At 56.5% G+C, this 24,334-nt stretch carries 24 protein-coding genes; 15 read left to right on the forward strand and 9 right to left on the reverse strand.

Annotated elements, in window-relative coordinates; genetic code table 11:
- Positions 1-424 precede the first annotated feature (424 nt).
- The 3 genes from HMPREF3147_RS06830 to mmuM all read right to left on the reverse strand — a co-directional run bounded on the left by HMPREF3147_RS06830 (position 425) and on the right by mmuM (position 2,308).
- Positions 425-916, reverse strand: a complete 492-nt coding sequence (locus HMPREF3147_RS06830; protein WP_070446282.1) for a gluconokinase — start codon at positions 914-916, stop codon at positions 425-427.
- Between the two features lie 73 nt (positions 917-989).
- Positions 990-1,376, reverse strand: a complete 387-nt coding sequence (locus HMPREF3147_RS06835; protein WP_070446284.1) for a hypothetical protein — start codon at positions 1,374-1,376, stop codon at positions 990-992.
- Between the two features lie 53 nt (positions 1,377-1,429).
- On the reverse strand, positions 1,430-2,308 hold the full coding sequence (gene mmuM, locus HMPREF3147_RS06840) for a homocysteine S-methyltransferase (protein WP_070446285.1): 879 nt from the start codon (positions 2,306-2,308) through the stop codon (positions 1,430-1,432).
- A gap of 275 nt (positions 2,309-2,583) precedes the next feature.
- On the opposite strand from mmuM, the gene HMPREF3147_RS06845 reads away from it, so the two are divergent.
- From HMPREF3147_RS06845 to HMPREF3147_RS06860, 4 genes are all read left to right on the forward strand, one after another.
- Positions 2,584-3,780, forward strand: coding sequence for a quaternary amine ABC transporter ATP-binding protein (locus tag HMPREF3147_RS06845; RefSeq protein WP_070446287.1), 1,197 nt, complete (start codon positions 2,584-2,586; stop codon positions 3,778-3,780).
- A gap of 3 nt (positions 3,781-3,783) precedes the next feature.
- Positions 3,784-4,656 carry an ABC transporter permease gene (locus tag HMPREF3147_RS06850; protein WP_070446289.1) on the forward strand — a complete coding sequence of 291 codons (873 nt, stop codon included), beginning with the start codon at positions 3,784-3,786 and terminating at the stop codon, positions 4,654-4,656.
- 55 nt (positions 4,657-4,711) lie between these two features.
- A complete protein-coding gene (locus HMPREF3147_RS06855) occupies positions 4,712-5,611 on the forward strand; it encodes a glycine betaine ABC transporter substrate-binding protein (protein WP_070446293.1) in 900 nt (299 codons plus the stop codon).
- A 487-nt stretch (positions 5,612-6,098) separates the two neighbouring features.
- Positions 6,099-6,653, forward strand: coding sequence for a CAP domain-containing protein (locus tag HMPREF3147_RS06860; protein WP_070446295.1), 555 nt, complete (start codon positions 6,099-6,101; stop codon positions 6,651-6,653).
- Positions 6,654-6,923: 270 nt separating this feature from the next.
- Here HMPREF3147_RS06860 and HMPREF3147_RS06865 read toward each other — a convergent pair whose 3' ends face one another.
- The 3 genes from HMPREF3147_RS06865 to HMPREF3147_RS12580 are packed head-to-tail and all read right to left on the reverse strand — an operon-like array spanning position 6,924 to position 10,880.
- The gene (locus tag HMPREF3147_RS06865) at positions 6,924-8,666 is read right to left on the reverse strand and encodes a CocE/NonD family hydrolase (RefSeq protein WP_070446297.1); all 1,743 of its coding nucleotides are present in this window, start codon (positions 8,664-8,666) and stop codon (positions 6,924-6,926) included.
- Positions 8,667-8,676: 10 nt separating this feature from the next.
- Positions 8,677-10,146, reverse strand: a complete 1,470-nt coding sequence (locus HMPREF3147_RS06870; RefSeq protein ID WP_083276455.1) for a YfcC family protein — start codon at positions 10,144-10,146, stop codon at positions 8,677-8,679.
- 29 nt (positions 10,147-10,175) lie between these two features.
- Positions 10,176-10,880, reverse strand: coding sequence for an IclR family transcriptional regulator (locus tag HMPREF3147_RS12580; protein ID WP_083276456.1), 705 nt, complete (start codon positions 10,878-10,880; stop codon positions 10,176-10,178).
- 485 nt (positions 10,881-11,365) lie between these two features.
- Between HMPREF3147_RS12580 and HMPREF3147_RS06875 the strand changes: the two genes are divergently transcribed.
- Positions 11,366-13,189 (forward strand): GmrSD restriction endonuclease domain-containing protein, encoded by a 1,824-nt coding sequence (locus tag HMPREF3147_RS06875; protein WP_141740723.1) that lies wholly within the window; start codon positions 11,366-11,368, stop codon positions 13,187-13,189.
- Positions 13,190-13,310: 121 nt separating this feature from the next.
- Positions 13,311-13,817 carry a GNAT family N-acetyltransferase gene (locus HMPREF3147_RS06880; RefSeq protein ID WP_070446299.1) on the forward strand — a complete coding sequence of 169 codons (507 nt, stop codon included), beginning with the start codon at positions 13,311-13,313 and terminating at the stop codon, positions 13,815-13,817.
- Here HMPREF3147_RS06880 and HMPREF3147_RS13005 read toward each other — a convergent pair.
- Positions 13,814-14,116, reverse strand: a complete 303-nt coding sequence (locus tag HMPREF3147_RS13005; protein ID WP_246815739.1) for an ASCH domain-containing protein — start codon at positions 14,114-14,116, stop codon at positions 13,814-13,816. The two genes, HMPREF3147_RS06880 and HMPREF3147_RS13005, sit on opposite strands and share 4 nt — an antisense overlap.
- 468 nt (positions 14,117-14,584) lie before the next feature.
- On the opposite strand from HMPREF3147_RS13005, the gene HMPREF3147_RS06890 reads away from it, so the two are divergent.
- The 7 genes from HMPREF3147_RS06890 (at position 14,585) to HMPREF3147_RS06915 (ending at position 21,054) form a co-directional block, all read left to right on the forward strand.
- Positions 14,585-15,619 carry an ATP-binding protein gene (locus HMPREF3147_RS06890; RefSeq protein ID WP_371325738.1) on the forward strand — a complete coding sequence of 345 codons (1,035 nt, stop codon included), beginning with the start codon at positions 14,585-14,587 and terminating at the stop codon, positions 15,617-15,619.
- On the forward strand, positions 15,591-15,779 hold the full coding sequence (locus HMPREF3147_RS13135; RefSeq protein ID WP_371325739.1) for a hypothetical protein: 189 nt from the start codon (positions 15,591-15,593) through the stop codon (positions 15,777-15,779). Before HMPREF3147_RS06890 ends, HMPREF3147_RS13135 begins: the two co-directional genes overlap by 29 nt.
- Before the next feature lie 408 nt (positions 15,780-16,187).
- Complete coding sequence (locus HMPREF3147_RS06895) at positions 16,188-17,435, forward strand: arginine deiminase (protein ID WP_070446301.1); 1,248 nt, start codon at positions 16,188-16,190, stop codon at positions 17,433-17,435.
- Between the two features lie 504 nt (positions 17,436-17,939).
- The gene (locus tag HMPREF3147_RS06900) at positions 17,940-19,178 is read left to right on the forward strand and encodes a hypothetical protein (protein WP_210384580.1); all 1,239 of its coding nucleotides are present in this window, start codon (positions 17,940-17,942) and stop codon (positions 19,176-19,178) included.
- A gap of 30 nt (positions 19,179-19,208) precedes the next feature.
- Positions 19,209-19,784 carry a hypothetical protein gene (locus HMPREF3147_RS06905; RefSeq protein WP_070446305.1) on the forward strand — a complete coding sequence of 192 codons (576 nt, stop codon included), beginning with the start codon at positions 19,209-19,211 and terminating at the stop codon, positions 19,782-19,784.
- Positions 19,785-19,787: 3 nt separating this feature from the next.
- Positions 19,788-20,381, forward strand: coding sequence for a hypothetical protein (locus HMPREF3147_RS06910; protein ID WP_070446307.1), 594 nt, complete (start codon positions 19,788-19,790; stop codon positions 20,379-20,381).
- 325 nt (positions 20,382-20,706) lie between these two features.
- The gene (locus HMPREF3147_RS06915) at positions 20,707-21,054 is read left to right on the forward strand and encodes a DUF2200 domain-containing protein (protein WP_070446309.1); all 348 of its coding nucleotides are present in this window, start codon (positions 20,707-20,709) and stop codon (positions 21,052-21,054) included.
- A 34-nt stretch (positions 21,055-21,088) separates the two neighbouring features.
- Here the strand turns inward: HMPREF3147_RS06915 and HMPREF3147_RS06920 are convergent, their stop codons facing one another.
- Together HMPREF3147_RS06920 and HMPREF3147_RS13010 are read right to left on the reverse strand one after the other, a co-directional pair.
- On the reverse strand, positions 21,089-21,370 hold the full coding sequence (locus HMPREF3147_RS06920; RefSeq protein ID WP_236659317.1) for a hypothetical protein: 282 nt from the start codon (positions 21,368-21,370) through the stop codon (positions 21,089-21,091).
- 220 nt (positions 21,371-21,590) lie between these two features.
- On the reverse strand, positions 21,591-21,998 hold the full coding sequence (locus HMPREF3147_RS13010; protein WP_246815740.1) for a nucleotidyltransferase family protein: 408 nt from the start codon (positions 21,996-21,998) through the stop codon (positions 21,591-21,593).
- A gap of 274 nt (positions 21,999-22,272) precedes the next feature.
- Between HMPREF3147_RS13010 and HMPREF3147_RS12585 the strand changes: the two genes are divergently transcribed.
- Together HMPREF3147_RS12585 and HMPREF3147_RS06935 are read left to right on the forward strand one after the other, a co-directional pair.
- The gene (locus HMPREF3147_RS12585; RefSeq protein ID WP_144656096.1) at positions 22,273-23,196 is read left to right on the forward strand and encodes a DUF2891 family protein; all 924 of its coding nucleotides are present in this window, start codon (positions 22,273-22,275) and stop codon (positions 23,194-23,196) included.
- 418 nt (positions 23,197-23,614) lie between these two features.
- Entirely contained in the window at positions 23,615-24,268 is a 654-nt protein-coding gene (locus tag HMPREF3147_RS06935) for a sortase family protein (RefSeq protein WP_246815741.1), read from the forward strand.
- The last annotated feature ends 66 nt before the right edge of the window (positions 24,269-24,334 follow it).

The raw sequence follows: 24,334 nt of genomic DNA on the forward strand, positions 1-24,334 counted from the left end.
CCCCACCGCCGAAAACCACCAGGTAGCAGTGTCGAGAGAAACGTTGCTCACCCGCCAATGACCTAAGCCGGGTCACTACGGCCGTTTCCGAAGTGCACTGCACGTATCTGCCTTTGCGAAACGGAATGCCTTCTTCGCTCCCCTCGCAACGTGCAACATTTACGTGCCTTCATTGACATGCTGGAGGCGTCTGGCAAAAGGCATCAGTCCTAAGGCGTTTTCACGGCTGAAAACGCCATTTACTTATCGCAGATGGCGTTTTTAGACCCAAAGATGCCTTTTGCCAGATGCCTTCTGCAGGACGCCCTTCAGACTTAGGCCATTTTAGTGCGGGAACAATCCCACCCCACCGCCGAACAACACCAAGTAGCAGTGCAAGAGTGGCGTTGCTCATCCACCCATGACTTAAGTCAGGAAGCACCAGCTAAGCCCGCAAGTACTCGGCCGCCGCGGCGGCAAGTTCCTCCGGCGTAGCGCTGACATCGAGCATCACTCCTGCTTCCTCTGGGCGCAGTTCCTCCAAGGTCTCGAACTGCGAATCAAGCAGGGATACAGGCATAAAGTGCCCGGAGCGCTGACTCATGCGCTCTTTGAGCAGCTCATAGGAGCCGTGCAAGTGCACGAAGACCGTATCCGGCGCTGCGGTGCGAATGAGTTCGCGGTAGGAATGCTTGAGCGCGGAGCAACCAACGATGGCGCCACCTTCTTGGTCTGCGAGGAAGCGGCCGATGGATTCGAGCCAGGGTTTCCGGTCATCGTCGTCAAGCGCCTGCCCCGAGGCCATCTTCTCGATGTTGGCCTTCGGGTGCATATCGTCCCCATCCTGGAAGGGCAGGCCGGTGTGCTGCGCTAGCAACTCCCCGACCGTGGACTTACCGCAGCTTGAGACTCCCATGATCACAACGTGCTTGTGCATCATCCTCCTTCACACGCCACCCGATTTATGCGCTACGCACTACGTGACGTAGCGCGGTTCAATACGGCGCGGCTTAGCCCAGCGGCGCGTAGCCAAAGTCACCGCGCTGCACCTGACTGCGGGCATTCCGGTCGAAGGTTGCGCACAAGGCAGCCGCCACGTAGCGCACACCGCCTGCCGGCGAAGAGGAGCCGACGCGCTCGGCGCAGTTCTCCAGGGCTGGCAGGCCGATACTCTCCCCAGGCGAAGTCATGGAGAAGAAGGACGCGGCCATCATGGTGTTGCCATCGGCACGCACGTATTCCGAGGAGCCCTTAATAGCCTGCCAAGCAATCGCCCCGACGGGATCGGTGCGGAACTGGTCCCGCTCAGTTTGGGTCAGCTCAGCGTTGGCGGCGGGCACGGACAGCGTTGTGATGAGAAGTGCAGCGGATGCGGCGAGTAGAGGAAACTTTTTCATAGGAACACTCTATCTCCCGCGCCACAGTTTTTCTCGGCATTGCCGGCCCCGGCTTAACTGATGACGCTGCGCAACTGCCGAATCTCGGCAGGCCCCACACGGCAACAGCCGCCCAGCAAGCTAACGCCTGCAGCCTGAAGCTCCACCGCTGCGTCGGTCAGTTTCATAGCGCCGACGGGAGCAGGACGCCAGTCGCAAGCGCCGTGGTCCCAGATCTCCCCGCTGTTGGGGCAGGCCAGAAGCGACTTATCGGTCCCGCTTCGCAGTTGCTTCACCACCGCGCATGCCCGTGATGGGTCGACGCAATTTACGCCCAGGGCTCCCAGTCGCGGCGACTGGTTGGCAAGCTCAATAACCCGCGAGAGCTTCTCGGGGTCCGCCGCGATGGCGCCGGTAATACTCAGTGCGAAGGGCTTAGGCTGCTCCTCAAAGAGCTCGAGCAATGCGGCCGCCTCATCGACGTTGGGAATGGTCTCCGCAAGGAGGAAGTCGGCGTCCGTATCCGCAAGTATCGCTACCCTGCGGGCATGCCAGCGCTGTAGCTCACCGCGACGCAGATCATAAGCGCCGTCATAGTCCGTCCCCTTCCCCGGACCCGCGCCATAGGGGCCGATGGATGCAGCGACCAGCAGATCACCATGGGCAGTGCGCTTGTCGACGGCCACTCGCACCGCCTCACGGGCCACTGCGACGCTGCGGCGAAGAAGCTTCTCCGCTTCTTCACCAAGCACATCGAAGGTGACTTGGTAGGAGGCCGCGGTAGCAACCTGCGCGCCGGCGGCGAAGAAGTCCACGTGCGCAGACTCAATGAGCGCGGGGTTCTCCCGCAACACCCGCGCCGACCACAGCGGGCCAGAGATGTCATGCCCCTGGGCTTCAAGGTGGGTTCCGAGGCCGCCGTCGACAAGCATCGGCGCATCACACAGTGCCATGACGCACGAGCCTAGCAGCGCACCGTGCCCGCAAGGTCCAGCTCGACAACAGGAAGTTGTTATAGCTTCGTTATTTACTTGAGATTGGTGGACTCCCACCGCGTCAGAACCCTAAGTATCCGCAGCACTCAGGCATGGGACTGCACTCTTCACAACACGCGCCGCGAGCGCGCAGCTAACTGCAAAACCTGTCCGCAAGCTGATTTTTTGGTTGAAACAATCTGGATGTCATGACACGGTGGACGAGTTAGCGATTCCCGCAGCAAGGAGGGGAAATGGCAGCGATTACTGCCAAGAATCTGTACAAGGTCTTTGGCAAACATGCCAAGAGAGGGGTGGAATCCCTCAAGAATGGGTCTACTCGTGAAGATCTCCGCGAGCAGGGCCTCACCGCCGCGGTGATTGATGCCAGCTTTGAGGTTGAACCGGGGGAGATCTTCGTTGTTATGGGCCTGTCGGGCTCCGGAAAGTCCACGCTCATCCGAATGATCAACGGTCTGTGGGATGCCACCTCAGGCGAGATTTTCATTGGCGACCAAAACTTAGCAGCCATGTCGGAGGAGGAGCTACGCGCTGTAAGACGCGACCGTATCTCCATGGTCTTCCAGTCCTTCGCTTTGCTACCCCACCGCACTGTCGGTGAGAACGCGGCGTATGGGCTGGAAATCAAGGGCGTCGGAAAGCAAGAGCGTGAGGCCAAGGCAGAAGAAGCCTTGGCCATGGTGGGGCTCGAAGGCTGGGCTGATTCCATGCCAGACGAGCTCTCTGGCGGCATGCAGCAGCGTGTGGGCCTCGCCCGTGCGCTGGCAGCAGATACAGACATCCTGCTCATGGATGAGGCGTTCTCCGCATTGGACCCGCTCATCCGCAAGGACATGCAGGATCAGCTCATCGACCTGCAGGCTTCCCTCAACAAGACCATCGTCTTTATTACCCACGATCTCAATGAAGCCATGCGCATCGGTGACCACATCGCCATGATGCGCGACGGCCGGGTGGAACAAATTGGTACCGCCGAAGAGATTTTGCAAAACCCCGCCAATAATTACGTGGCCGACTTCGTCAAGGATGTTGACCGCTCCCGCGTACTCAATGCGGAGAATATCGTCGAACGCCCACAGAACACCCTAAACGCGAGCCAGGGCCCGCTCACCGCGCAAAAGCTACTGCGGGAATCTCAAAACTCCTGGCTCGTGGTGCTCAATGCCGACCGCACACCAGCCGGCGTGGTCTGGGAAGAGGACATCGCCAAGGCGGTGCGCAACGGCAACAGCGAGCTGCCGCTGGATTCCAGCACCACGCACATTGTCCATGAGGGCCAGAACATTGCGGAGCTCTTCGGATATGCCGCCGACACCACGACCCCTCTGCTCGTTGTCGACGGCAACGGCAAGTTCACCGGTGTTATTCCGCGCGTGACTCTCTTGTCCGCCGCATCGAGTGACATCGACACCACTGGAGAGGAGAACTAAGCCATGGATCAAAACGCATTGCCCCGCATCCCCGTGGGCGATTGGGTCTCGGACGGCATTGACTGGCTCACCGATAACGCCGCCGTGCTTTTCGACGCCTTCTCCGCCATCATGAGCTTCCTCATTGACGGTTTCTCAGAGGTGCTCCTCTCCGTCCCTGGCATCATCATGCTCGTCATCTTGGCGTTGTTGGGTTGGTTCTTCCGCTCGCCCAAGTTCGCCATCGGCTCCGCCCTGGGCTTTTTGCTGGTGATGTGCATGCGCCAATGGGACACCATGTTGGAGACCATGTCGCTGGTGCTCATTGCTACTTTGTCTGCCACCATCCTGGCGGTTCCACTGGGCATTTGGGCAGCAAAGTCGAACACTGCCAGCGCGATCATCCGCCCCATCATGGACTTCATGCAGACCATGCCGGCCTTTGTCTACCTCATTCCAGCGGTGACATTCTTCTCTATCGGCGTGGTCCCGGGCATTTTCTCCACCATCATCTTCGCGCTGCCTCCGGGTGTGCGCATGACCGAACTGGGCATCCGCCAGGTGGATAGCGAAACCGTAGAGGCCGGCAAGTCCTACGGTGCCACCAATTGGCAGATCCTCAAGGGCATCCAGCTCCCGCTGGCCGTGCCGACCATCATGGCCGGTATTAACCAGGTCATCATGCTCTCTCTGTCCATGGCAGTCATCGCCGGCATGGTGGGTGCGGACGGCCTGGGCAAGGAAGTGGTCTCCGCTATTTCCACCCTGGATATTGCTCAGGGCGTTGAAGCCGGACTCGCGGTGGTTATCTTGGCCGTCTTCCTTGACCGACTCACCGCGGCTCTGGGTTCGCTCAAGAGCTACCCGGCCTCGATTCTGAACTTGGTGCGCAAGTAATACCGCGCACCGATAATTTCATATCTCTCACTGCTCAACTCCGAAAGGACATTGCATGTTCTCCCGTAAGATTCTGGCCACCGTCTCTGCCCTCGCGCTGAGCGCTTCCCTCGTGGCCTGCTCCTCTGACTCCTCGGACTCCGCATCTGGCTCCGACAATGATGGCGACAAGGGCACCATCACCATGGGCTACATTCCGTCCTGGACCGATGGCCTGTCCACTGCCCACCTTCTTCAGAACAAGCTGGAGGAGGCCGGCTACACCGTTGAGCACGAGCAGCTTAACGACGCCGCCGTGGTCTACACCGCCCTCGCTTCCGGCGACATCGACATCTACCCGTCTGCCTGGTCCGAATTCACCCACAAGCAGTACATGGACAAGTACTCCGACAAGATTGAGGACTATGGTGCCTACTACGGAAATGCCCGCCTGACCTGGGCAGTGCCGGAGTACATGGATGATGTCAACTCCATCGAAGACCTGAAGGGGCAGGCTGACCGCTTCGGCGGCCAGGTCGTGGGTATCGAGCCGGGCGCAGGCCTGACCAAGGCCTCCCAGGAGACCATCGAAGGCTACGAACTGGACGGCTACAACCTGTCCACCTCTTCCACCCCGGCTATGCTTTCTGAGCTGAAGTCCGCTACCGACGCTGAGGAGGACATCGTAGTCACCCTATGGCGTCCGTTCTGGGCTAACGCTAAGTTCCCAGTCAAGGACCTCGAGGATCCGAAGGGCACCCTGGGTGATACCGAGGGTCTGCACTGGCTAGCCCGCGACGGCTTCGAGGAGGACAACCCTGAGGTAGCCGAGTGGCTCAAGGGCCTGAAGCTGGATGATGAACAGTACGGCACCCTGGAAGACCTCGTGGTCAACGAGTACGGCGAGGGCAAGGAGCTGGAAGCCGTCCAGGAGTGGCTGGACAAGAACCCGGACGTGGTTGAGGACATCAAGTAAACTTCCTCACCTCCCCCATACACAAAGCAGCCCCGCATAACGCTTCTGAAGAGGCGTTATGCGGGGCTTTGCCAATCCCAACTTCCCCCTCACCAGACAGCCACATAGTTAAATAAGTGCAAACTATGCTTTTCAGAATTAATCCCCGCTTTTGCGCAGAACAACCTTATTTTCTGCCAATAGTTGACAGATCACCAGCAGGTTTTGAAAGCCTTTTCCACAACCCTTAACCCCCTCCCCCGACCTCCACCCCCGACGCCCGGATTTCCTGAAGAAACCGCCGCAAATTGAGGCCATAAAAGCCAGCACCCCAAGAAAATCTTAGGCCCAGCACGCACAACACCATAAACCCATAGACAAACCTTAAAATCGCTGGTCAAGTGGATTTTATGCACTATTTCGAGCTTTAATTTTAAGTGAAAGTACCGCTCGGTACGCGGCCAGAAGGGCCGCCGCTTAACCCCTGAAGCAGAAAGAGGTGCCCGACATGTTCCGCCTCCCATTCGGACATAAAACCACAAAGATCATCACCCCGATTGCTGCCACCGCTGTACTCTTCACCGGCGCTATCAACGCCCCTGCTCAGGCCACCAGCTCCTTTGGTTCTTTCACCCCTGCCGCGTTCGGTTTCACCATGCCGTCGGCCGCCGGCCCAGTAGCCGCAACGCCACACGCCACTGCCAGCGTTCAAGGAATCATTAACCAGACCAATGCCCAGCGCGTGGCCAATGGTCTCGCACCGCTGCGCGTGGACCCGCGCCTGGCTAACCTGGCACAGGACTGGGCCAACACCTTAAGCCGCGACGGCAATACCCGCCACCGCCCGAACTACTGGACCCACTACCCCGCCGGCCTGCCAGCCGGTGGCGAGAACGTCCTCCAGGCATGGAGCGACTACTCCGACGCTCGCGTTGTTCAGCTGTGGATGGACTCCCCGGGCCACCGCAAGAACCTGCTTGACCCCCGCGCCAAGTCCGTGGGCATTGGCATGGCCGTTGCTGCTGACGGCAAGCTGTATGCCGTGCAGAACTTTGGGCGCTAGCGGCTAGGAGCTAGGAGCACTCATATAGGTGCTGAATTCCTTCAGCATTATCCGCCAACGACTTGTGGGCGCAGCCAGATTTTCCGTGCTGCGCCCCTAAACGATCATTAACGGGCCCGACCCCCGGAAAGTAGACACGTCGGGGGTCGGGCCCCGCAATTGTGCCAAACACAATTGCAATACGCATCCCAAATAGTCGAATGCCTTAGCTGATCAGTTCATGGCTAGCGCTACAAATCCAAACAGAAATCAACCAGCCCTCGTGACTTCCTACTCGGATAAAACCGAGAGTCTGATACTAGAGAGCCCGGTTCCTAGCAGAATTTGAGTTCGCGCAATTTCAGGGTGCTCAGCATACCCCTCTGGTTCACCTGAATTTGGATTTACATCAAAGTGCGGGAAGTTGGAACCGGCTATATCCAACCGCAATCGATGACCAGCTTTGAAACGAGTATAGGTATCAGGTAGCTCGACGACTAGAAAATCCCTTTCTCCTATAACCACATCAACTGGTTCTGAGAAGCTCCTTCGATAGCGCGCTCGCTGTATGCTGTCGGTAATATTAAATGCTTTTCCATCAGGGTGGACGTCTACAAGCTTTGCCGCAATATCAAAGTCCGGGGTACTTGCACTGAAATGAATTTCGACTGTTACAGAGCCGGCCACCACGCAATCTTTCTCTAACACTCCTGTGGAAAAAGACAGTACGTCCTCTCTCAATCTCAAGGCCCTCCCACTACCATCTGCCCCAAAAAAGCCCTCGGCTTCGATCTGATCGAAAGCCCCGCCTTCGAAAATTGGCTTACCTGAAGTTGCCTGGCCCCCCACTGTCGGAACTGGGGAATTAGGATTCGCAATTAGCTCTACCGAACTGGTCTTCCCTTCTTCAGCGAGTCGACCTTCCGGCGCCAGATGGAGTACCTGTGCTTTTGCATTCGGAAGGGGCCAAGACGATCCTGTGACCCAACGATTGCTTCCCATCTCAAATAGACGGATCTCGGGATCAGGATCCCTTTTCTCAACCAAGACTTGGCGCATCCATTCCACACGGTGTTGAACCCACGTATGCCCAAAACCGGCGTCGAAAACTGCCTGCGAGCCAAAACAGAGGTCCCCCGAATTGGAAATGATACGGTCGCCGTGCAGCCACGGTCCCATAATAAGAGACGGTTTAGTTCCTTTTTGAACAAAGGCGCGATAGTTCCGAATCGTGGAAGGAACATACACGTCGTACCAACTTGACATGAAGAGCACGGGAATATTCGGCATATCGTCATAAAATGCTGCATTATGCAGCCCCGGAACATCCCAGTACTCGCCGAAAGCCCCTTCTCTCCACTGTCGAAGGAGATACTCTTCGTATTCTGGAAAGTCTGCCAATGGCGAGTTCCCTTCGGACCAAGGCATCTTTCGGAACCAAGCCGCGATCTCAGCCTTTAATTCCTCGGTGGGAGTCTCCTCTCCCCCCGAATGACGAAGGCTATTCAATGCTTTTGACTGCTTGAAAGCCCAAGTGGCCTGCTTGAGATCAAAGGCTCCTCCTTGACGAATTCCCCAGCGATATGCGTTATCAAAACCGCCCGAATCAAGCACCATTGTCCTTAAGCTAGGAGGATTCAAACACGCCGCCGCTAATTGAGTGTGCGCCGCGTACGATAGACCAAGCATACCGACATCCCCGTCACACCAATCTTGTTCCGACAACCAGTCAAGTGTGTCATACCCGTCGGTGGCCTCATTAACGTATTTTTCAAATTTCCCCTCGGAATCATGCCTACCGCGGCAGTCTTGATAAACAACCGCCATCCCTTCGCACACAAATGCTTGCGCGAACTCAGCCCTGTCAATCATTCGCCCATCTCCATTGATTTCTGAACGAGATTGAACAGATTTTCCATAAGGAGTCCGCTCTAGAACGACAGGCCATGGCCCGGGGCCCTCAGGCAGATAGACATCTGTGGCCAGCTTCACGCCGTCTCGCATCTCTACGTACAAATTTTGAAAAAACTCCACGCCAAGTCTCCTAGTATCCGACTGCCACCGCTAGAGTCAGCATGGCAATTGCTATTAGAACCATCAAGCCCCAGAGGGGAAGCACATATTTGGCCCACTTAGTCCAGGGCACCTCTGCAGCGGCAAGAAAGATCAGAAGTCCGGAAGAGGTAGGGGTAATGACATTCGTAAGACCATTTCCCATCAAGAAGGCGAAAACCGTGGTTTGAGGAGTGACGCCCACTATTTCGCCTACCGGTCCCAAAATTGGCATAGTCACAGCAGCCTGTCCTGAAGTAGATGGAATCGCTACGTCGATGAACAGCTGGCTTATCATCATTGCGTAAGCCGATACATAGGGACCGTGACCACCAACAAGGCCTACAAAGAAGCCAATAATAGTGTCGAGAACCATGCCCTGTTTTAGAACGATTGCCACTGCTGTTGCCATACCAATGAGGACAGCGGCAATCATGACTTTCTTCATTCCAGAAACGAATTCCGTCGCTATCCTTGAAGGACCAAATCCTGCCACGGAACCAAAAACAATGGCAAGAAACAAATAATAAGCAGCCAACGCGTCGGTCTTCCAGTGCCAATACTGGGACGCAAACACCATGAAAGCGACCCCAATTGCGAGCGCCACAAGGATCCAACCTTGACGTGCGCTCATCTCTCCGCCCTGGAATTCCGCTGCGACTTCAGAGCTTTTACTTTGGTGACGCCGAATAGTGAAGAGCACAAATCCAATCCCAACAAGCATCATGATGCAGTAAGTGAGAACCCGGAGCCACAATCCAGAAAAGACCGGAACTCCAACCAACGGTTGTGCTACTGACAGTGCAAAAGGATTCGTAATCGAAGCCGCATACCCAATCTTTACTGGCACAGCCACGATTGCAAGCCCTATCACCTTTGGTAGGCCTAAACGATCCGTCATGGCTATGACAATAGGAATCACTAGCAAGTATTCCTTCGCCATTCCCAAAAAGGTTGAGCCGAAAGAGAACACCAACATGAGCACGGGAACCAAGACATATACGTTCCCCTTTGCAGTTTTGAGTAGCTTTTCCAATCCGGCGTCAATGGTTCCAGAAGCTTGCAATACCCCGAACATGCCCCCGATGAACATCACCATGATTATCAGATCTGCTTGTTCGATAATTCCCTGCGGAATCGCATGCACCATCTGCAAAAGGCTCACAGGTGCTGCTTTACCTTCTACAGCTCCTATGCCAATGAACACATCTAAAAAGCCAAAATCTTTTTCGATGGTGCGGTAGCTGTCAGGAACAATCTTCTTGCCGTCTCGCTCAAAGGCTCCCGACTTAACAATATAAGTCAAGACAGTAGCTAGAGCGACGATTAATCCCATTACAACCGTCGGGTTTGTGGACTTCTTTTCCCCACTCCCCTTCTTCTCCGGACTTGCTTGCCCCTCTGAATCATTCAGGGAAGCACCCCCGGCAGAACGTGAAACTTGAGATACCTTATCCCTCATTGTTCCTTCCTTCACCTATCTTCTAATGACTAATAACTATCCCCAGCTAAACTGCCCGCAATACCCCTAAGCCCCTCTATAAGGGATTCCTTGTAAGGAATTGACATTCGAGCAGTGGGCACCGATGCCGATAGACATGCAATACAACGACCCTCAACAGAAAAAATAGGCACAGCAACCGCCTCTACACCTGCGGTCAACTCTCCAGATGAGTCGCTATAACCTTGTGCCAGAATTTGACTTCGCAAAGACTCTTCAAGCAACTTCCCCTTATAACCCGAAGCTACGATTTCCTCCGGAGTCATATGAGCAAGCAATAGACGGCCCGAGGCACCAACTCCAAGCGGTCGACGATTTCTTTGGCTAGAAATGACACGCAGACGTTGATTGGACTTTCGTGAAAAGACCTGAACATTTTCAGCTCCATCTCGGACACGGATTTGTATGTTCTCGTCAAACTCTTCAGCCAGCTTGGCAATACGCTCCTCTGCAGTCCGGACTAACCCAGTCCCTTGCCGCGCATGCTGCCCAACGATCATCGCTTGGAGACCCAGGTGGTAACCCTTGTCTTCAGATTGAACAACAAAGCCCTCCTCCTCTAGGGTCAGGAGAATTCGATACGTCCGCGACTTCTTCACACCAGATACTCTTGCAAGCTCTGACAGGCCAACACCTGGGTTGCCGGCAACAGCCTTTAGAACTCCCAGTGCAGCCCGCACTGACTCTATAGTCACGTTTCCACCCTCCTTTCCGGTCTAACAGCCGAACCAGTGATCTAGCTGTTGCCTAAAGCTACCATTGATTCAGATCACATTTTCCGCTTTTACTCCGCGTTATTGCAGGTCCACCCCTCCAACCTGCACGGTCTTCTGAGCGAACCACAAAACTCACAGTTATCGAGACGTTTTTGAAGCAGAAAGCCCCCACACTTCCCTTGGGGTTAGCCTTGTTTCGCACTCCTTAGCTTTGGCGTCTTAACTAAAGTGTGGACCATCGACAGCTTTAGCTTCCCTGGGCCACCCCACCACTGGCGCAGGTATGGAAATCCTCCAATGGTGGGCTATGCCTGAATGTGCCAGAAACGAGTACTGTCTCCCCATCCTCAATGCTCCGAGTTCTCTTCAGCGACAAACTTTTTGAGGCATGCTAGAGATGACCGTTCACCACAGAGAAGGAACCAGTGGGTTTCAACACCAACATGCAGTAACTATCGGCGCTGATGCGCTCTACCGAGAACGGAGAGATTCAGCTCCCCGATTTCCAGCGAAAGTATAAGTGGGAAGACGAGCGTGTTCGTCAGCTCCTCATCACCATCTTCCGTGGGCATCCGCTGGGCATCATCATGTTGTTGGAAACTGGTAACTCCTCTGTCAGGTTCAAGCCACGCCCCATCGAAAGCACCGAGGCTACGGCTACTTCCGAGCCCAAATTCTTGCTTCTCGATGGCCAGCAGAGACTGACGTCACTTACCCAAGCCCTCAAAGGTGACGGCGTTGTTCACACCAAAGACTCACGCGGTAAACGCCTTGACCGCAGGTATTTCATCAATATCCAGAGGTCTATTGACGACCCCTTCGATCTGGATGAGGCAGTAATCTCTGTGCCGGCTGATGGGGTTATTAGGACCAACTTCAATCGCGATATCGTGCTCGATCTCAGCACCATGGAGAAGCAACACGAGGCCGGTTATATCCCTGTTTCGCTGCTCCTTGATCAAATGGGACTTTTCGAATGGTTCGGCAAGCTGGGTGACACCGCACTCATGACGGCATTTAGCGATGGGATTCTCCGCCAGGTCAACGAATACAAGATTCCTGCAATCGAGCTAGACAAGCAGACAGATAAGGCAGCAGTGGCCACTGTTTTCGAAAAGGTCAATGTTGGTGGACTTCCGCTCAACGTTTTTGAGCTTCTCACAGCAGTGTTTGCAGGCGATGCGGAGTATTACGAAAAGTATCAACATGACTTCCGCCTCAACGATGACTGGGTGGAGACTAAGGAGCTATGGAAAGAACATGATGTCCTCCACAAGGTGGAGAACACGGACTTCCTCCAAGCAATCACGATGCTGACGACTCTTGATCGGAGTAAGCATTCCTCGGGAGGCCGCAAAGTCGGTCTGCCTGCCAAGAGGGAAGACGTTCTCAAACTTGAATTGAACGACTACCTCGCCTGGCGCGACGCGCTGCGTCAAGGTTTCATCTGGGCAGCCGGCTTCCTCGCAGACTTGCACATTTACCGTTTCAGGGATGTCCCCTACCCAAAACAGTTGGTCCCGTTGGCTGCCATTGCCGTTGTACTTGGCAAGGAAGCAGACAAGCACCACGTCAAGGAGAAGATTACGCAGTGGTTCTGGAGCGGCGTCTTGGGTGAGCTCTATGGCTCTGCCATTGAAACGCGCTTCGTACGTGACCTCGAAAGGGTGCCTGCTTGGGCGATGGGTGAAGAAACTACCGCCCCACGCACAGTGCAGGATGCTACCTTCGCTGAATCTCGCCTTCATTCGTTGCACACCCGCAATGCCGCTGCCTACAAAGGTATTGCTGCGCTCATCATGGCACAGGGATCAACAGACTGGGTCGAAGGAAAACAATTCGGCGCATTCCAGTACAGGGATATGGCTGTCGACATTCACCATATTTTTCCTAAGGACTGGTGCAAGAAAAACGAAATCGATAATGAGCGCCGCGAGTCTATTGTCAACAAGACAACGCTGAGTGCACGCACCAACCGTGTCATCGGCGGCGTTGCACCGTCGGCATACTTGTCCAAGGTTGAGAGCGAATCTGGCTTCGATTCTGAAGGCGTGGACGACGTTCTCCGCGGACACCTCATTTCGCCTGAAGCACTGCGCAGTGACAACTTTGATACCTTCTTTAAACGTCGAAGGGAATCGCTCTGCACGCTCATTGAGGGTGCTCTGAAGAAGACGGTTCAGCGCGATGTCAGCGAAGGAAATGCGGTGGAAGACTCCTCGTTCTTCGAGGAAGAAGCCCTTGAAGAACCAGGCCAGTTGGTAGAGGAACCCGTATCAGAGGTCTGAAGCAACATCGTTTTCGCACCGACCAGCGCAGCAGTGCAGCCTTCGACCAAGAACGACTGCACCACACATGTCCAAATTGGGTAACCTTGGCAGACCGCAGCTTTCAATCTTAGGAGTCGCAATGAACGATGCTCACGACCTCCATACCCAGCGGCTTTCATTGTCGGTTCCTACGGATGCCGACATTGATGCCATCTTCGCCATTCACTCGGATGCCCGTACGTACGAGCACCGCCCTGAACTGGCCATGAAGACCAGGGAGGAAGCCACGGAGTTGGCACGCGCATGGCAGGCCAATTGGCGAGAGAAGCAGCTGGGCTACTACGTGGTATCCACGCTTGATGGCACCACCATAGGTTTCACAGGTGTGCGTCATAGCAAGGAAGAAGGTGAAGAAGTACTCAACCTCTACTACCGCTTCGCACCAGAATCGCAGGGGCAAGGCTATGCGAAGGAAGCCGCAGCCGCTGCGATTGCCAGCGCGCGAGAACTTTTCCCGCAGCTCCCTGTCGTCGCCATCATCGATCCCACCAATTCAGCCTCGATTGCCCTAGCCTTGAAGCTCGGTCTGCAGCACGTTCCCGGCGCAAGTGTGCCGGATGACTACGAGGTGTACCGACTCTCCTAGGTTTCGGCGTTCCACGGCTCCAGTGCCTTAACCGGGTACCGCGAGTCGATGGCGAAACGCTGGCACACCACCTGTGTGTCATCGTTGATGTCTATCTCTCCGATGTACTCAACGAATTCGGGTGAGCGCCAGAACTGCTCATGCCCAGCGCGCCATTCGCTGACATCAGCGTAGCCCTCGCCTTCAGCGAGGGCATGCTCGTCGTTGACGTCGGCGAGCCGGCAGACCTGGACCTCGGTGGTACGGATGACGCACACCACGTTGTCATGTGAGTCAAGGACTGCTTCGAGGTTGCCCACGTCCTCCTGTGGTTTGTAACCGTGCGGATACTCGGCCAACAAGGACGTAGTAGTGGTTTCGTGCCGTTCAGGATGGCGGTGACGAGGGCGTCGCGAAGCGGGCCAGGGAAAGCGAACTCGCCGCGAGGCAGTACCGATATCGGTTCCAAAGCGTCCTGAGTCATACGTTTACAGTACGTGGCCAGTTATTGTTGCCGAGCAAGCTCGCGCTCGCTTTCTTTTCCGCCCGATCGGATGTTCGCTCCTCAAACTCGATTCATCCACGACGATGTCCGGGCGCTTCCCTTGCGCCAAAGACGCTCCTTAAAGGGCTGGTAAACAGCTTCTTTCCCATCACTCCGGTCCGCACCGCCAGTTCCTATTGATAGCGGCGCGGCCCCTTCTTCAAACTTCACAGCTCTTCATAAACTTCAAAGAATTCATAAACTTCACAAGACTTCAAAAGCTCTGTGGTCTAGAGCGAAGGACATGAATCCGAAACCCACCAACCCTTTTACGGCCACCTTCGGCGCCACTCCCCCGTTGTTGGTTGGCCACAGCGATGCCATCCGTGTTTTCGGTTTTGCACTCGATGAAGGCCCCGGCGCCCATGAGAGAATCTCACTCATCATTGGCCCCCGTGGCATCGGGAAAACCGTCCTTCTCAACGCTTTCGAAGACGAAGCGCTCGAGCGCGGTTGGCTCATACTCAGCGACACTGCAACGACCGGCTTTGTAGAGCGCTTGCGCAGCAGTATCATTCAGCTCTTGGCTAAGGAGAGGAAGCAGATCAAAGGCCTTAACGTCTCCATCCTCGGCATTGGAGGTGGGCTCAATTGGGATACTCGAGCTATTGCAGAGTCCACATATTCACTGCGCAATGCACTGAAGGATCTACTGGCTTATAAGCGCGAACTCGACCGAAAATCCCGCCAGGAGCCTGGTGGTGTTCTCGTAACTTTGGATGAAATGCACCACCAACGCAGCCAGGAGCTCATAGAGTTCGGCGCCACAATTCAGCATCTGGTTCGCGAAGGTGAAGACATCTCCGTTGTCATGGCGGGCATCCCATCTTCATTTAGACCGTTGCTATCCGGAAAGCTGAACAGTCGCGGCGACGCCAATCTAGTAACCTTTCTTCGCCGCGCCAACCACATTGAGCTGTGCAGGGTCTCCGATTCCGATGTACGTGAAGCACTGGAGGAACCCCTTCACAGCGCCGCCACCTCGTGGTCACAGGATGCATTGGATACCGCGGTTGAAGCGTGCCATGGATATCCATTCATGATTCAGCTAGTCGGCCAGTGCTCCTTTCGGGAAAAGGAGCGCACCGTTAACGGAGGCACGGAGATTTCCCTCGACGCTGCCCGGCGCGGAGTTGCAACAGCACAGCGCAAGCTCGGCCAACTTGTTCATGAGCCCGCACTCTCGGATCTCTCCCCCCGTCGACCGAAGCTTTTTGGTTTGCATGGCCCAAAGCGATGGCCCTTCCAAGATGGCGGATATCAAGGCACGCTTCAATAAGACTGATTCTTATGTAGGCAACTATCGCCGCCGGCTTCTCGACGCCGAAATGATCACCACCACGGGCCACGGCGAAGTCGATTTCGCCTTGCCGTACTTACGCGACTACCTCCGCGAGCACGCAGCGAGTCTCATAGCCGAAGACTTCGACTCCCAATAGTGAGCACATGCTCGCCCCGGAAACTGCACGCCGCAATTACCCCCACGCGTTTACTTCTCTGCTATTCGCGCAGAATTTCCATTCCTTTCAAAGTTATTCATCTAGCTCTCCAGGCAATGCCGCCCCTGCCAACGCGGGTGTTGCCGCAGTGGCGGAGGGATGGGCGTCACCAAGCGCGGCGTAGGCCTCACCGTGTACTCACCTGTACCACGTGAATAAACGCGGATAATAGTATGCACACAGCCGAAAAACCTGCACCTACGTGGGCTTTCCCACTGTCGGAAGCTTGAAAAAGTCGGAACTTATCTTAGAATTGTCACCTAGTTCACAATCGTCTCCTGCGGCGCCGACTCTCACTGCCCACGTGGCTGGCACGGTTCACCGCGCGCCAAGAAAGGTTTCAGACACATGACAACTCCCCCGCTGGGCGTGTGGTCCGAGGTCGGCAAGCTCCACCAGGTCATGGTGTGTGCACCAGGCCTCGCGCACGAGAGGCTCACTCCGAGCAATTGTGCGGAGCTGCTTTTTGACGACGTCCTCTGGGTCGACGAAGCCAAGAAGCACCACGCGGAATTCGTCGCCCAGCTGCGCGGCTACGGCGTCGAGGTGCTGGAAATGCACAAGCTTTTGGAGGAGACCCTGGACACCCCGGGCGGGCGGGATCTCATCCTCGATTACAAGCTGCTGGACAAGAACGTTGGTGCGGGCATCGGCGGCGAGCTGCGCCACTGGTTCAATGAGATGCCCACGGCACGTCTGGCCGAACTACTCATCGGCGGGCTGTCCTTCGCCGAAATCCCGAAGGGCTTAGGCCACGGAACCATCGACGCCATGCGCGAGGTCTACGGGCCTTCTGCTTTTGCATTGCGCCCGCTGCCCAACACGCAGTACGCGCGCGATAACTCGGCGTGGATTTATGGTGGGGTCTCCCTCAACCCCATGCGCATGCCGGCGCGCCACCAGGAAACACTCCTGACCAAGGCTATCTACAACTATCACCCGCGGTTTGCGCAGGCGGATTTTAAGTTTTGGTACGGCAATACAGATGAGGAACCCGGGTTGGCAGCGCTGGAGGGTGGAGACATCATGCCGATTGGCAAGGGCATCGTGCTGGTCGGCATGGGCGAGCGCACCACGTGGCAAGGCGTGAGCCAGCTGGCCATGCGCCTGTTCGAGGAAGGTGCGGCGGAGAAGATCATCATCGCTGCCATGGCCGCCGATCGTGCCTCAATGCACCTGGACACTGTGCTCACCTTCTTGGACGCGGACAAGGTCACTGCCTACCCCAAGGTTGTGGACAGCATTCGGCCCATCGTGCTGCACCCTTCCACGAGCACGGCGCCTTTCGACGTTGAACTGCCCACCGATTCTTTCCTCGATGTCGTAGCCCAGGCACTCGGTATTGGACGCTTCGAGGTCATTGAAACAGGTGGGGATGTTTATACCGCCGCGCGTGAGCAGTGGGATGATGCCAACAACGTCGCGGCTATTGAACCTGGCGTTGTAGTGGCCTATGACCGCAACAAGCACACCAACAAGAAGCTGCGGGCTGCCGGCATTGAGGTAGTGGAGATCGGCTCGGCAGAGCTGGGGCGCGGGCGTGGTGGCGGGCATTGCATGACCTGCCCGATTGTTCGCGAGGCGGTGGATTACTAACAACACGATGGGAATATATTTTCGCATCTGCCGTCTCACGCCCCGCCCTCCACCAGGAGAGCAGACGGTGGGGTGAAGGGGACGTCGCCAAGCGCAGCCCCATTCCCACCACGGCCGCAGCCACACGCTTCTCCCCCAAAGGGTGAGAAATGCAGGCATGGCGCGAGCATCAGTACCATCAGCTCTCCTACGAAACTTCCCCGAGCAAAGCTCACTGCCAGCAGATTCGTTTGAAATCCTGAAATTTCGGCAACCCCGTATAGGGTCAATCGAATTATTGTGCACGAAAGGTCAAAACACTGGCAGTCACCATATTGACACCGCCAACTTGCCCCAAGGCCTTAAGAAATCTCTTGTCCAGCTTTCAAAGCCTCCGGTTTCGGCACCTAAGATTGTTTCAGGATTAAATTAGTTCCCCATCATTCTTTGAGTTTCTTTAAGGACGGTATCCAGGTGCACATCAAGGGATTGCGCGCACTCGCGCCGCTGGCGGCTACAGCCGCGATGGCAACCGCGGCCTTCATCGCGCCCGCAGCACAGGCAGCCAATATTCCGCCGATGCCGCAGGCCTACCCCATCACGAACCTCTACAAGAGCTGCAGCGCAGCAGGCGAAGACCTCACCACCCCGGAGTGGCACTTTGCCGAAACCGGCCGCCGTTACTTAAGCGACGGCACTCTGCAGTTCAAGAACACCACTGACCAAGAAGTGCCCTATACCGCTTCGGTGGAAACGGGCACCAACCACAAGATTGAGGCCAATTCCAAGGCCGCGATGCCCTCTGGGTGGGACACCACCGCCAAGTCCGATATCGGATTAAAGCTGAGCAACGGCTGGCAGGAGAAGGAAACCTTCGGCCCCATCACCCTCAAGCCGGGTGAATCCTTCCGCGTGGAATACGGCGTGGTGGAAAAGGACTTCATCTCTATGTTCGTCGGCTGTAACGACGACCGTCTAGAGAACATGCCCGGCGCCAACGTTATCCGCGGCAAGGGCCCGGCCGAGCGCTATGCCTTTGCCTACATCATCAAGGCGGACGGCTCCGTTTCGGACCTGGCCATGGAGATTCCTTCCCGCTCCCCGGGCGCCAATTCCAAGCCCATCGAGGGCAACTACACCTCCGTATCCGGCCCCAGCCTGGAAAAGATTGCGGACCCGAAGAAGGATGAAATCATGCAGCCTTCCGAGGAACTGCAGCGCGATCCCTCCTGGCCCAAGGAGGGCGAGACCTGCGAGGGTCGCGATAGCTCCTGGTACCCACTGGATATCACCGCGGTGGCGCCGACCTTCCGCAAGCCGGGCTACTCCACGGACTTCCTCAACTGGTCCAAGGGCGACTATGAATACGCGCCGGTTACTGACTTCGTCGTTGGCGCCGAGCACGCCCCCTACACCAACTGGCGCGGAAACCGCGGCGATATCCCGAAGGGCTGGCTGGAATCCGTCGGTGCGGTCAAGCGCGCCTACATGCCGGTGGGAACTGAACTCGAGCACATCGACTTGGCCCCAGGTGAGCGCGTGCGCGTGGAGTACGGCACCACTATGACCCGGATCAATTACCGCGAAATCCACTGCGGCAAGGACGGAAAATACAGCCTGACCTCCAACTACAAGCAGACCACCGCTCCCAGCGGCTTCTGGGCGGAGGCCACCATCACGGGCAAGGACGGCTCCACCCGTACCGAGGACGTCACCCCGGAGGAGTACCGCAACCTCCCAGTCCCGACCCAGACCATCTACTAATCCACCTTTAATCCCCAAGGAGAAATCACCATGTTCAAGACCAAGATTGCTTCCACCACCGCCGCCGTGGCCATCGCCTGCGGCCTAATCGCTACCCCAGCCGCCAATGCTGCTCTCCCGACCCGCGACCTGGGCCCGGCCAACCCGACCACCATTGGTGAGCACTGCACCAACCCGGGTGACACCGGCCAGACCGTCGAAATTAAGCGCACCTACTTCGACGGCTCCGCCGGTTCCTGGACCATCTCCAACTACAACGACGAGCCGCTGCCGGTAACTCGCTCCATCAAGGAAACCAAGACCAAGACCTGGAACGTCTCCGCCGGCGTGGACTTCAAGCTGCTGGATCTGATCAACTTCACCTTCTCCTCCAGCTACACCGACTCCCAGTCCTACGAGGTCGGTGAGCAGGTCGGCCCGTACAACATCGCTCCGGGCAAGACCGCCGTCATGCGCGCGGGTTGGGTGGTTTCCGACTTTGAGGGCAAGAAGACCATCTGCGGTTCCGATAACACCTGGCAGGCTAACGGCGACACCTTCACCGCTACCCTGCCGAAGGAGCGCCACGTGGAGGTCTCCACCCGCGACAACAACGATTGGGGCTAAGACGTGCTGAAGAAGTCCATCGCGCGCACTGCCGCGAGCGTCTTCGCTGCGCTGAGCCTGCTGGCAGCCGCTCCCGTTGCCCACGCCGCTGACTTCGGCGGGGACTTCGAGCTGCCCCAGCGTTGGAACGATGATTTCAAGCCGGGCACGCACTGCGCAACACCCGGTGAGAACGGCACCTATGTCACCGCCACTCGCCGCTGGTTCAAGCAGACGGATGCCACCAGCGTGGCCAACCGTAACGATGAGCCCGTGCCGGTCAGCCACACCGTGACCCAGGCCCGCACGCAGACCATTGAGGTCTCCGGCTCCATCAAGGGCGAGGGCGAACTGGCCAAGGTGCTGACCCAGACCTACGGTTTCACCTACGTCCACGAGCAGCACTGGAAGCTGAACCAAGAGGTTGGCCCGTACACACTGCCGGCGAACTCCCAGGGCAAGCTGGTGTGGGGCTTTACCATGCTCGACACCGACGGGCAGGACGTTCGCTGCAACGCTGATCAGGAATGGGAGGCCGTGGGCAAGCCCTACTCCGCCACCGTCCCGGAGGCGCGCTACTCCGAGCTGCAGCTTGGCGATGCCCCCGTCTGGAACTAACCCAGCTATCTCACCCGCCCAGACTTTACAAAAGAGGGCACCTTCACACCGCTTCGCAGCGGCCGAGGGTGCCCTCTTTTTGGCGTTTCACAGCATGATCAAACGGCAGCGGGAGCATTGCAGAACGGCAATGGGAACCTTGCAGAATGGCAACGAAGTCTTTGCAGAACGGCAGCGCGAGCATTGCGGAACCACAACAGCGCAGGCGATTCCTACCAATAGGTGACAACCACTGGGCGATGCTAATCTCGTCGCTCTGGCACGGCTAACCCGCGACGCCGAACGGCCTCCACGCATTTCGAGGACCACGAATATACTGCGCCACATGCCTCATCGAATCTTTTCCGTGCCCTTCGCCGACATCTATCCGCACTACGTCAACAAAGTGGAGCGCAAAGGCAGGACTGTCAGCGAGCTCCACGAAGTCATCACCTGGCTTACCGGCTACTCGGTTGAAGGACTGGGGAGGGTCCGAGAGCAAAAGATCACCCTCGAGGAGTTCTTCGAGCAGGCCCCTCAACTGAACCCGTCTCGCCACCTCATCACTGGCAGCATCTGCGGACACCGTGTCCAGGACATCGAGGACCCACTGATGCAGAATATTCGGTACCTGGACAAGCTCGTTGACGAGCTAGCCAAAGGAAAGGCCATGGCGAAAATCCTTCGCGGCTAGTATTCGCCAACTGCGCTATTCAAAGCTTCAAGCTTTAAGCCACAAAGGGGTACGGCGGCGCGGTCTTCTCACGGAAGAAGTAGCGCGCGTGCGTATGGCGGACGGATTCTAAATTCTTAGCGCCAATCGCCACAATCTCGACGTCAGGATCCTTATTTACTTGATCCAGTCTATGACGAGCGCGGGTTCCCTCGATGAGGGATTCGTACTCAGTTACTTCCAGTGCACCTGTCGGTCGATGGTATTTAATCAAATAGGCTGGCATCGATTTATTCTCCCTCCACGTCACGTTGAACTCGGCGTTCTTCGAATTCATGGATTAATTTATCTAGCATCTTATACATGCTACGTCGCAATTGACGTGCTTCTCTTTGCGTTGTATCAGCAGGTTGGTTGCCTTCGAAAGGCTCAGTAAGAATATCGACGAGCTTTTCCACCCTGTTTACGACTTCGGACAGTTCATGCAAAGCGCGGGTCTCAATCTCAAATCCTGCCGGAATTTTTCCGCCGAATTCGAGGTATCGGATTTCTCTCCCCTACAAGTCTCCTGCCATTTCATAAAGGTTTGCCCACTGCGACTGAAGCGCCGTTCGTAACTGAATTTCTGCACGCCCGGCCTCAGACATCACATGTAGGTGCACCGCGCGATAGCCCGAGTGCGGTTCCTCGCGCATGTCCCGGAGCTCTACCTTCCTCGCCCCAGCCTTCATAAGATCTCGAGAAAGAAGCTCCGCCAGTATCGATTGTTCCTTTAGAGTCACGTCGAGATCCAGCCGTACTCCAGAGACGTCTTGGATATTCTCCAAAGGAAAGCTCGGCATTCGACTCAACTTCTCCCTCAACGTGTCTCGTGTTTTTACACGAGAACCCAGGAAGTATGTATCTGAATCTGGCTCCACAATCGAGTCTGAACTCAGTGTCAACCGATTATCAAGTTGTGCCATGGTCTGACCTGCTTTTTGAATTATCGCATCACACAGGGCTGATTGCTGGCCCAAGAACAGACCAAACCGTTCCTCATCAACCGCTTCCCCATTCCGTAACGCACTTCCTATTCGATGTACTTGTCTCTTACTAAACGTCGTCGGCTTGTGTTCCAAGAACCTCAAGGTTCCCCCTTCTTCGATAATGGCAACCCCCAAGACGAAGTGTTGCCTGTAGCTCCAGACACCCTTGCTAGACCGCGTGCGTGCGGACGTGCATTCCCCCACCTCTTGGATGCCTGCTCTAAAGAATACGAGGGCGACCGGACATCAACACCACAATGTCGCTCATGCGTTCGATGGTCAATTTCAAACGCACACCCCAGAAGTCAAGAGAAGACACACCCCACCTTCAGCTTTGCCATACTTAACGCATGACTTCGCTAGAAACTTGTGCCAGCGACTGGGCGGAAACAATTGCGGCCGCACTCGAGCGCGAATTCCCCGCCGCGATGCACCACACAAGCGCTTCCACAGAAGACTGCGACGTGCGCCCCGCAAGCTGCACCCCAGTTTCTACGGTTGTTTCAACTGGCACTCCAGCGTCCACATGCAGTACTCAGGCACGCTACTAAACGAGATTCTCGGTCCCGAGTCTCCCAAAGAACTTTCTGCGCTTCTCGACGATCGCCTCAGCACAGAAGCCCTCACCACGGAATACAACTACCTCCTTGCCCACCCTGGATATGAAATACCCTATGGGCGCGCCTGGCTGCTGCAGCTCGCCTCGGTTCTCCTTTTTGGCGACGACCACAACTACCCGCTCGAATGGGAGCTGTCTGGGCACGATTTCCTGTCCAACGGACTATCGGAGGCGCTACTCATGTCGCGCGTTCTGCCGGATTTCCCGCGTTGGTTTGTTGCCTTTCTCCCCCGTCGCTCCGAAGCGCTGGACTTCTTGACCACGATCCCAGAGGTACTCGACCCAACCGATGGCCGTTTGGCCCACCTCTACGGCCTAGCGCTGACCAGGGCGTGGATGCTCGTTGAACTCGCTGAGCATTTCGACGCCTCCGTCCTACCCCGCGCACAGGCGCTTGCTGCCAGCGCACAACCGCAGCTTGTCGACGGCCACTTCATGTCCACCCACTGGCTCATCACCTACGCACTACGCTTTCAGCTCGCCTGTGAGGGAAAACGCGTGGATGAGCTTCGGTAACAAGTGATTCATAACGCGCACTTAAGGAATGGTTACTGAGCGAGTAGTACTGTAATTTTCTAATTATCGTTCTTCTCAGGAGCTCACCATGGATTCTCGCTACTCGGCACAGCGCGATAGCTACCGCCTGCCGGAAGAAGGAATCCGTATTGATCTTCGTGCTGAGCGTGCACGCCGTAGCCGCTCTCTTCAAGGCCGCGCGGACGCTACCCCTGAGCGCTCGGCCTACCGGCCGCGACGCCGCCCCAGCCAAGAACGGTTAACTTCTCCCTCTTCGACCGCTACCCCTTCACGGCGATCCGCTTCCCTGTCGGCGCCTACCCAACAAACACCAACACGAACAGCACCGACGAGAAAACAAGGAACTTCACCACGGCGCCACACAGCGCGCCATCGCCAGCCTGACAGCCGTCGCGGGATGGGGGTCCTCCTGATTCTGGCGTTGGTGTTCCTCGGGATTGTCACCGCGCTTAAGTTCAATAAGGAACCAGAAGCACCCGCGCCGCAACCCGCCGACATAGTCACGGAACCCGCCGCAGTCATCGAGCCCTCCCCCGCAGTCGAGATGTACATCCCAGCAATTGATGTACGCACGGACTTCGAAGAAGGCTCCTGCCGAGTCAAAGACAACAAGATCAATCCGGACTCGATGAATAAGGCCTGCACCTATACCGCGGAGGATAAGCCCTATTCACTTCCCGGTACGGATGCTCAAGACATCGTGGTTATCGCCGGCCATACCGGCGCGGGTGTGCCGGCAGTATTTAATAATCTCTACGACGGCCGGGCAGACGAGCACAAGGCTTCAATAGGCGACAAGCTATACCTGCGCACGCAGAACTCCGGCGATCAGTGGCTGGTGTACACCGCAACGGATTTGCACGACCCCTCAAAGGACGGTCTCGAGCAGGATGAGAGCATCTGGGGCGCCGATGCCCAGCCCGGCCGCCTGCTCACCATCAGCTGCATCCAGCCAGCCAACCCACTGGCAGCGGCGGTACGCAATGCCGTGGTGGGGTGGCAGTTTGAAGGCGTAGCCGAAACGCCTGAAGCTGCCACTAACCAAGGCTAGAGCTTCCTGCCATACCCCCATAGAGGGGGACACTCAGCGCATTGGTGTTTTATCGAATATTTTCGC

Source organism: Corynebacterium sp. HMSC05D03 (assembly GCF_001807205.1).
In the GTDB taxonomy this organism is placed as follows: domain Bacteria; phylum Actinomycetota; class Actinomycetes; order Mycobacteriales; family Mycobacteriaceae; genus Corynebacterium; species Corynebacterium aurimucosum.

What these genes read in the sequence shown, in the direction of transcription:
- HMPREF3147_RS06830 (WP_070446282.1), bottom strand. Translation starts at nt 916, where the DNA reads ATGCACAAGCACGTTGTGATCATGGGAGTCTCAAGCTGCGGTAAGTCC.
- HMPREF3147_RS06835 (WP_070446284.1), bottom strand. Translation starts at nt 1,376, where the DNA reads ATGAAAAAGTTTCCTCTACTCGCCGCATCCGCTGCACTTCTCATCACA.
- mmuM (WP_070446285.1), bottom strand. Translation starts at nt 2,308, where the DNA reads ATGGCACTGTGTGATGCGCCGATGCTTGTCGACGGCGGCCTCGGAACC.
- HMPREF3147_RS06845 (WP_070446287.1), top strand. Translation starts at nt 2,584, where the DNA reads ATGGCAGCGATTACTGCCAAGAATCTGTACAAGGTCTTTGGCAAACAT.
- HMPREF3147_RS06850 (WP_070446289.1), top strand. Translation starts at nt 3,784, where the DNA reads ATGGATCAAAACGCATTGCCCCGCATCCCCGTGGGCGATTGGGTCTCG.
- HMPREF3147_RS06855 (WP_070446293.1), top strand. Translation starts at nt 4,712, where the DNA reads ATGTTCTCCCGTAAGATTCTGGCCACCGTCTCTGCCCTCGCGCTGAGC.
- HMPREF3147_RS06860 (WP_070446295.1), top strand. Translation starts at nt 6,099, where the DNA reads ATGTTCCGCCTCCCATTCGGACATAAAACCACAAAGATCATCACCCCG.
- HMPREF3147_RS06870 (WP_083276455.1), bottom strand. Translation starts at nt 10,146, where the DNA reads ATGAGGGATAAGGTATCTCAAGTTTCACGTTCTGCCGGGGGTGCTTCC.
- HMPREF3147_RS06875 (WP_141740723.1), top strand. Translation starts at nt 11,366, where the DNA reads ATGCGCTCTACCGAGAACGGAGAGATTCAGCTCCCCGATTTCCAGCGA.
- HMPREF3147_RS06880 (WP_070446299.1), top strand. Translation starts at nt 13,311, where the DNA reads ATGAACGATGCTCACGACCTCCATACCCAGCGGCTTTCATTGTCGGTT.
- HMPREF3147_RS06890 (WP_371325738.1), top strand. Translation starts at nt 14,585, where the DNA reads ATGAATCCGAAACCCACCAACCCTTTTACGGCCACCTTCGGCGCCACT.
- HMPREF3147_RS13135 (WP_371325739.1), top strand. Translation starts at nt 15,591, where the DNA reads ATGGCGGATATCAAGGCACGCTTCAATAAGACTGATTCTTATGTAGGC.
- HMPREF3147_RS06895 (WP_070446301.1), top strand. Translation starts at nt 16,188, where the DNA reads ATGACAACTCCCCCGCTGGGCGTGTGGTCCGAGGTCGGCAAGCTCCAC.
- HMPREF3147_RS06900 (WP_210384580.1), top strand. Translation starts at nt 17,940, where the DNA reads ATGGCAACCGCGGCCTTCATCGCGCCCGCAGCACAGGCAGCCAATATT.
- HMPREF3147_RS06905 (WP_070446305.1), top strand. Translation starts at nt 19,209, where the DNA reads ATGTTCAAGACCAAGATTGCTTCCACCACCGCCGCCGTGGCCATCGCC.
- HMPREF3147_RS06915 (WP_070446309.1), top strand. Translation starts at nt 20,707, where the DNA reads ATGCCTCATCGAATCTTTTCCGTGCCCTTCGCCGACATCTATCCGCAC.
- HMPREF3147_RS06920 (WP_236659317.1), bottom strand. Translation starts at nt 21,370, where the DNA reads ATGAATTCGAAGAACGCCGAGTTCAACGTGACGTGGAGGGAGAATAAA.
- HMPREF3147_RS13010 (WP_246815740.1), bottom strand. Translation starts at nt 21,998, where the DNA reads ATGGCACAACTTGATAATCGGTTGACACTGAGTTCAGACTCGATTGTG.
- HMPREF3147_RS12585 (WP_144656096.1), top strand. Translation starts at nt 22,273, where the DNA reads ATGCCTGCTCTAAAGAATACGAGGGCGACCGGACATCAACACCACAAT.
- HMPREF3147_RS06935 (WP_246815741.1), top strand. Translation starts at nt 23,615, where the DNA reads ATGGGGGTCCTCCTGATTCTGGCGTTGGTGTTCCTCGGGATTGTCACC.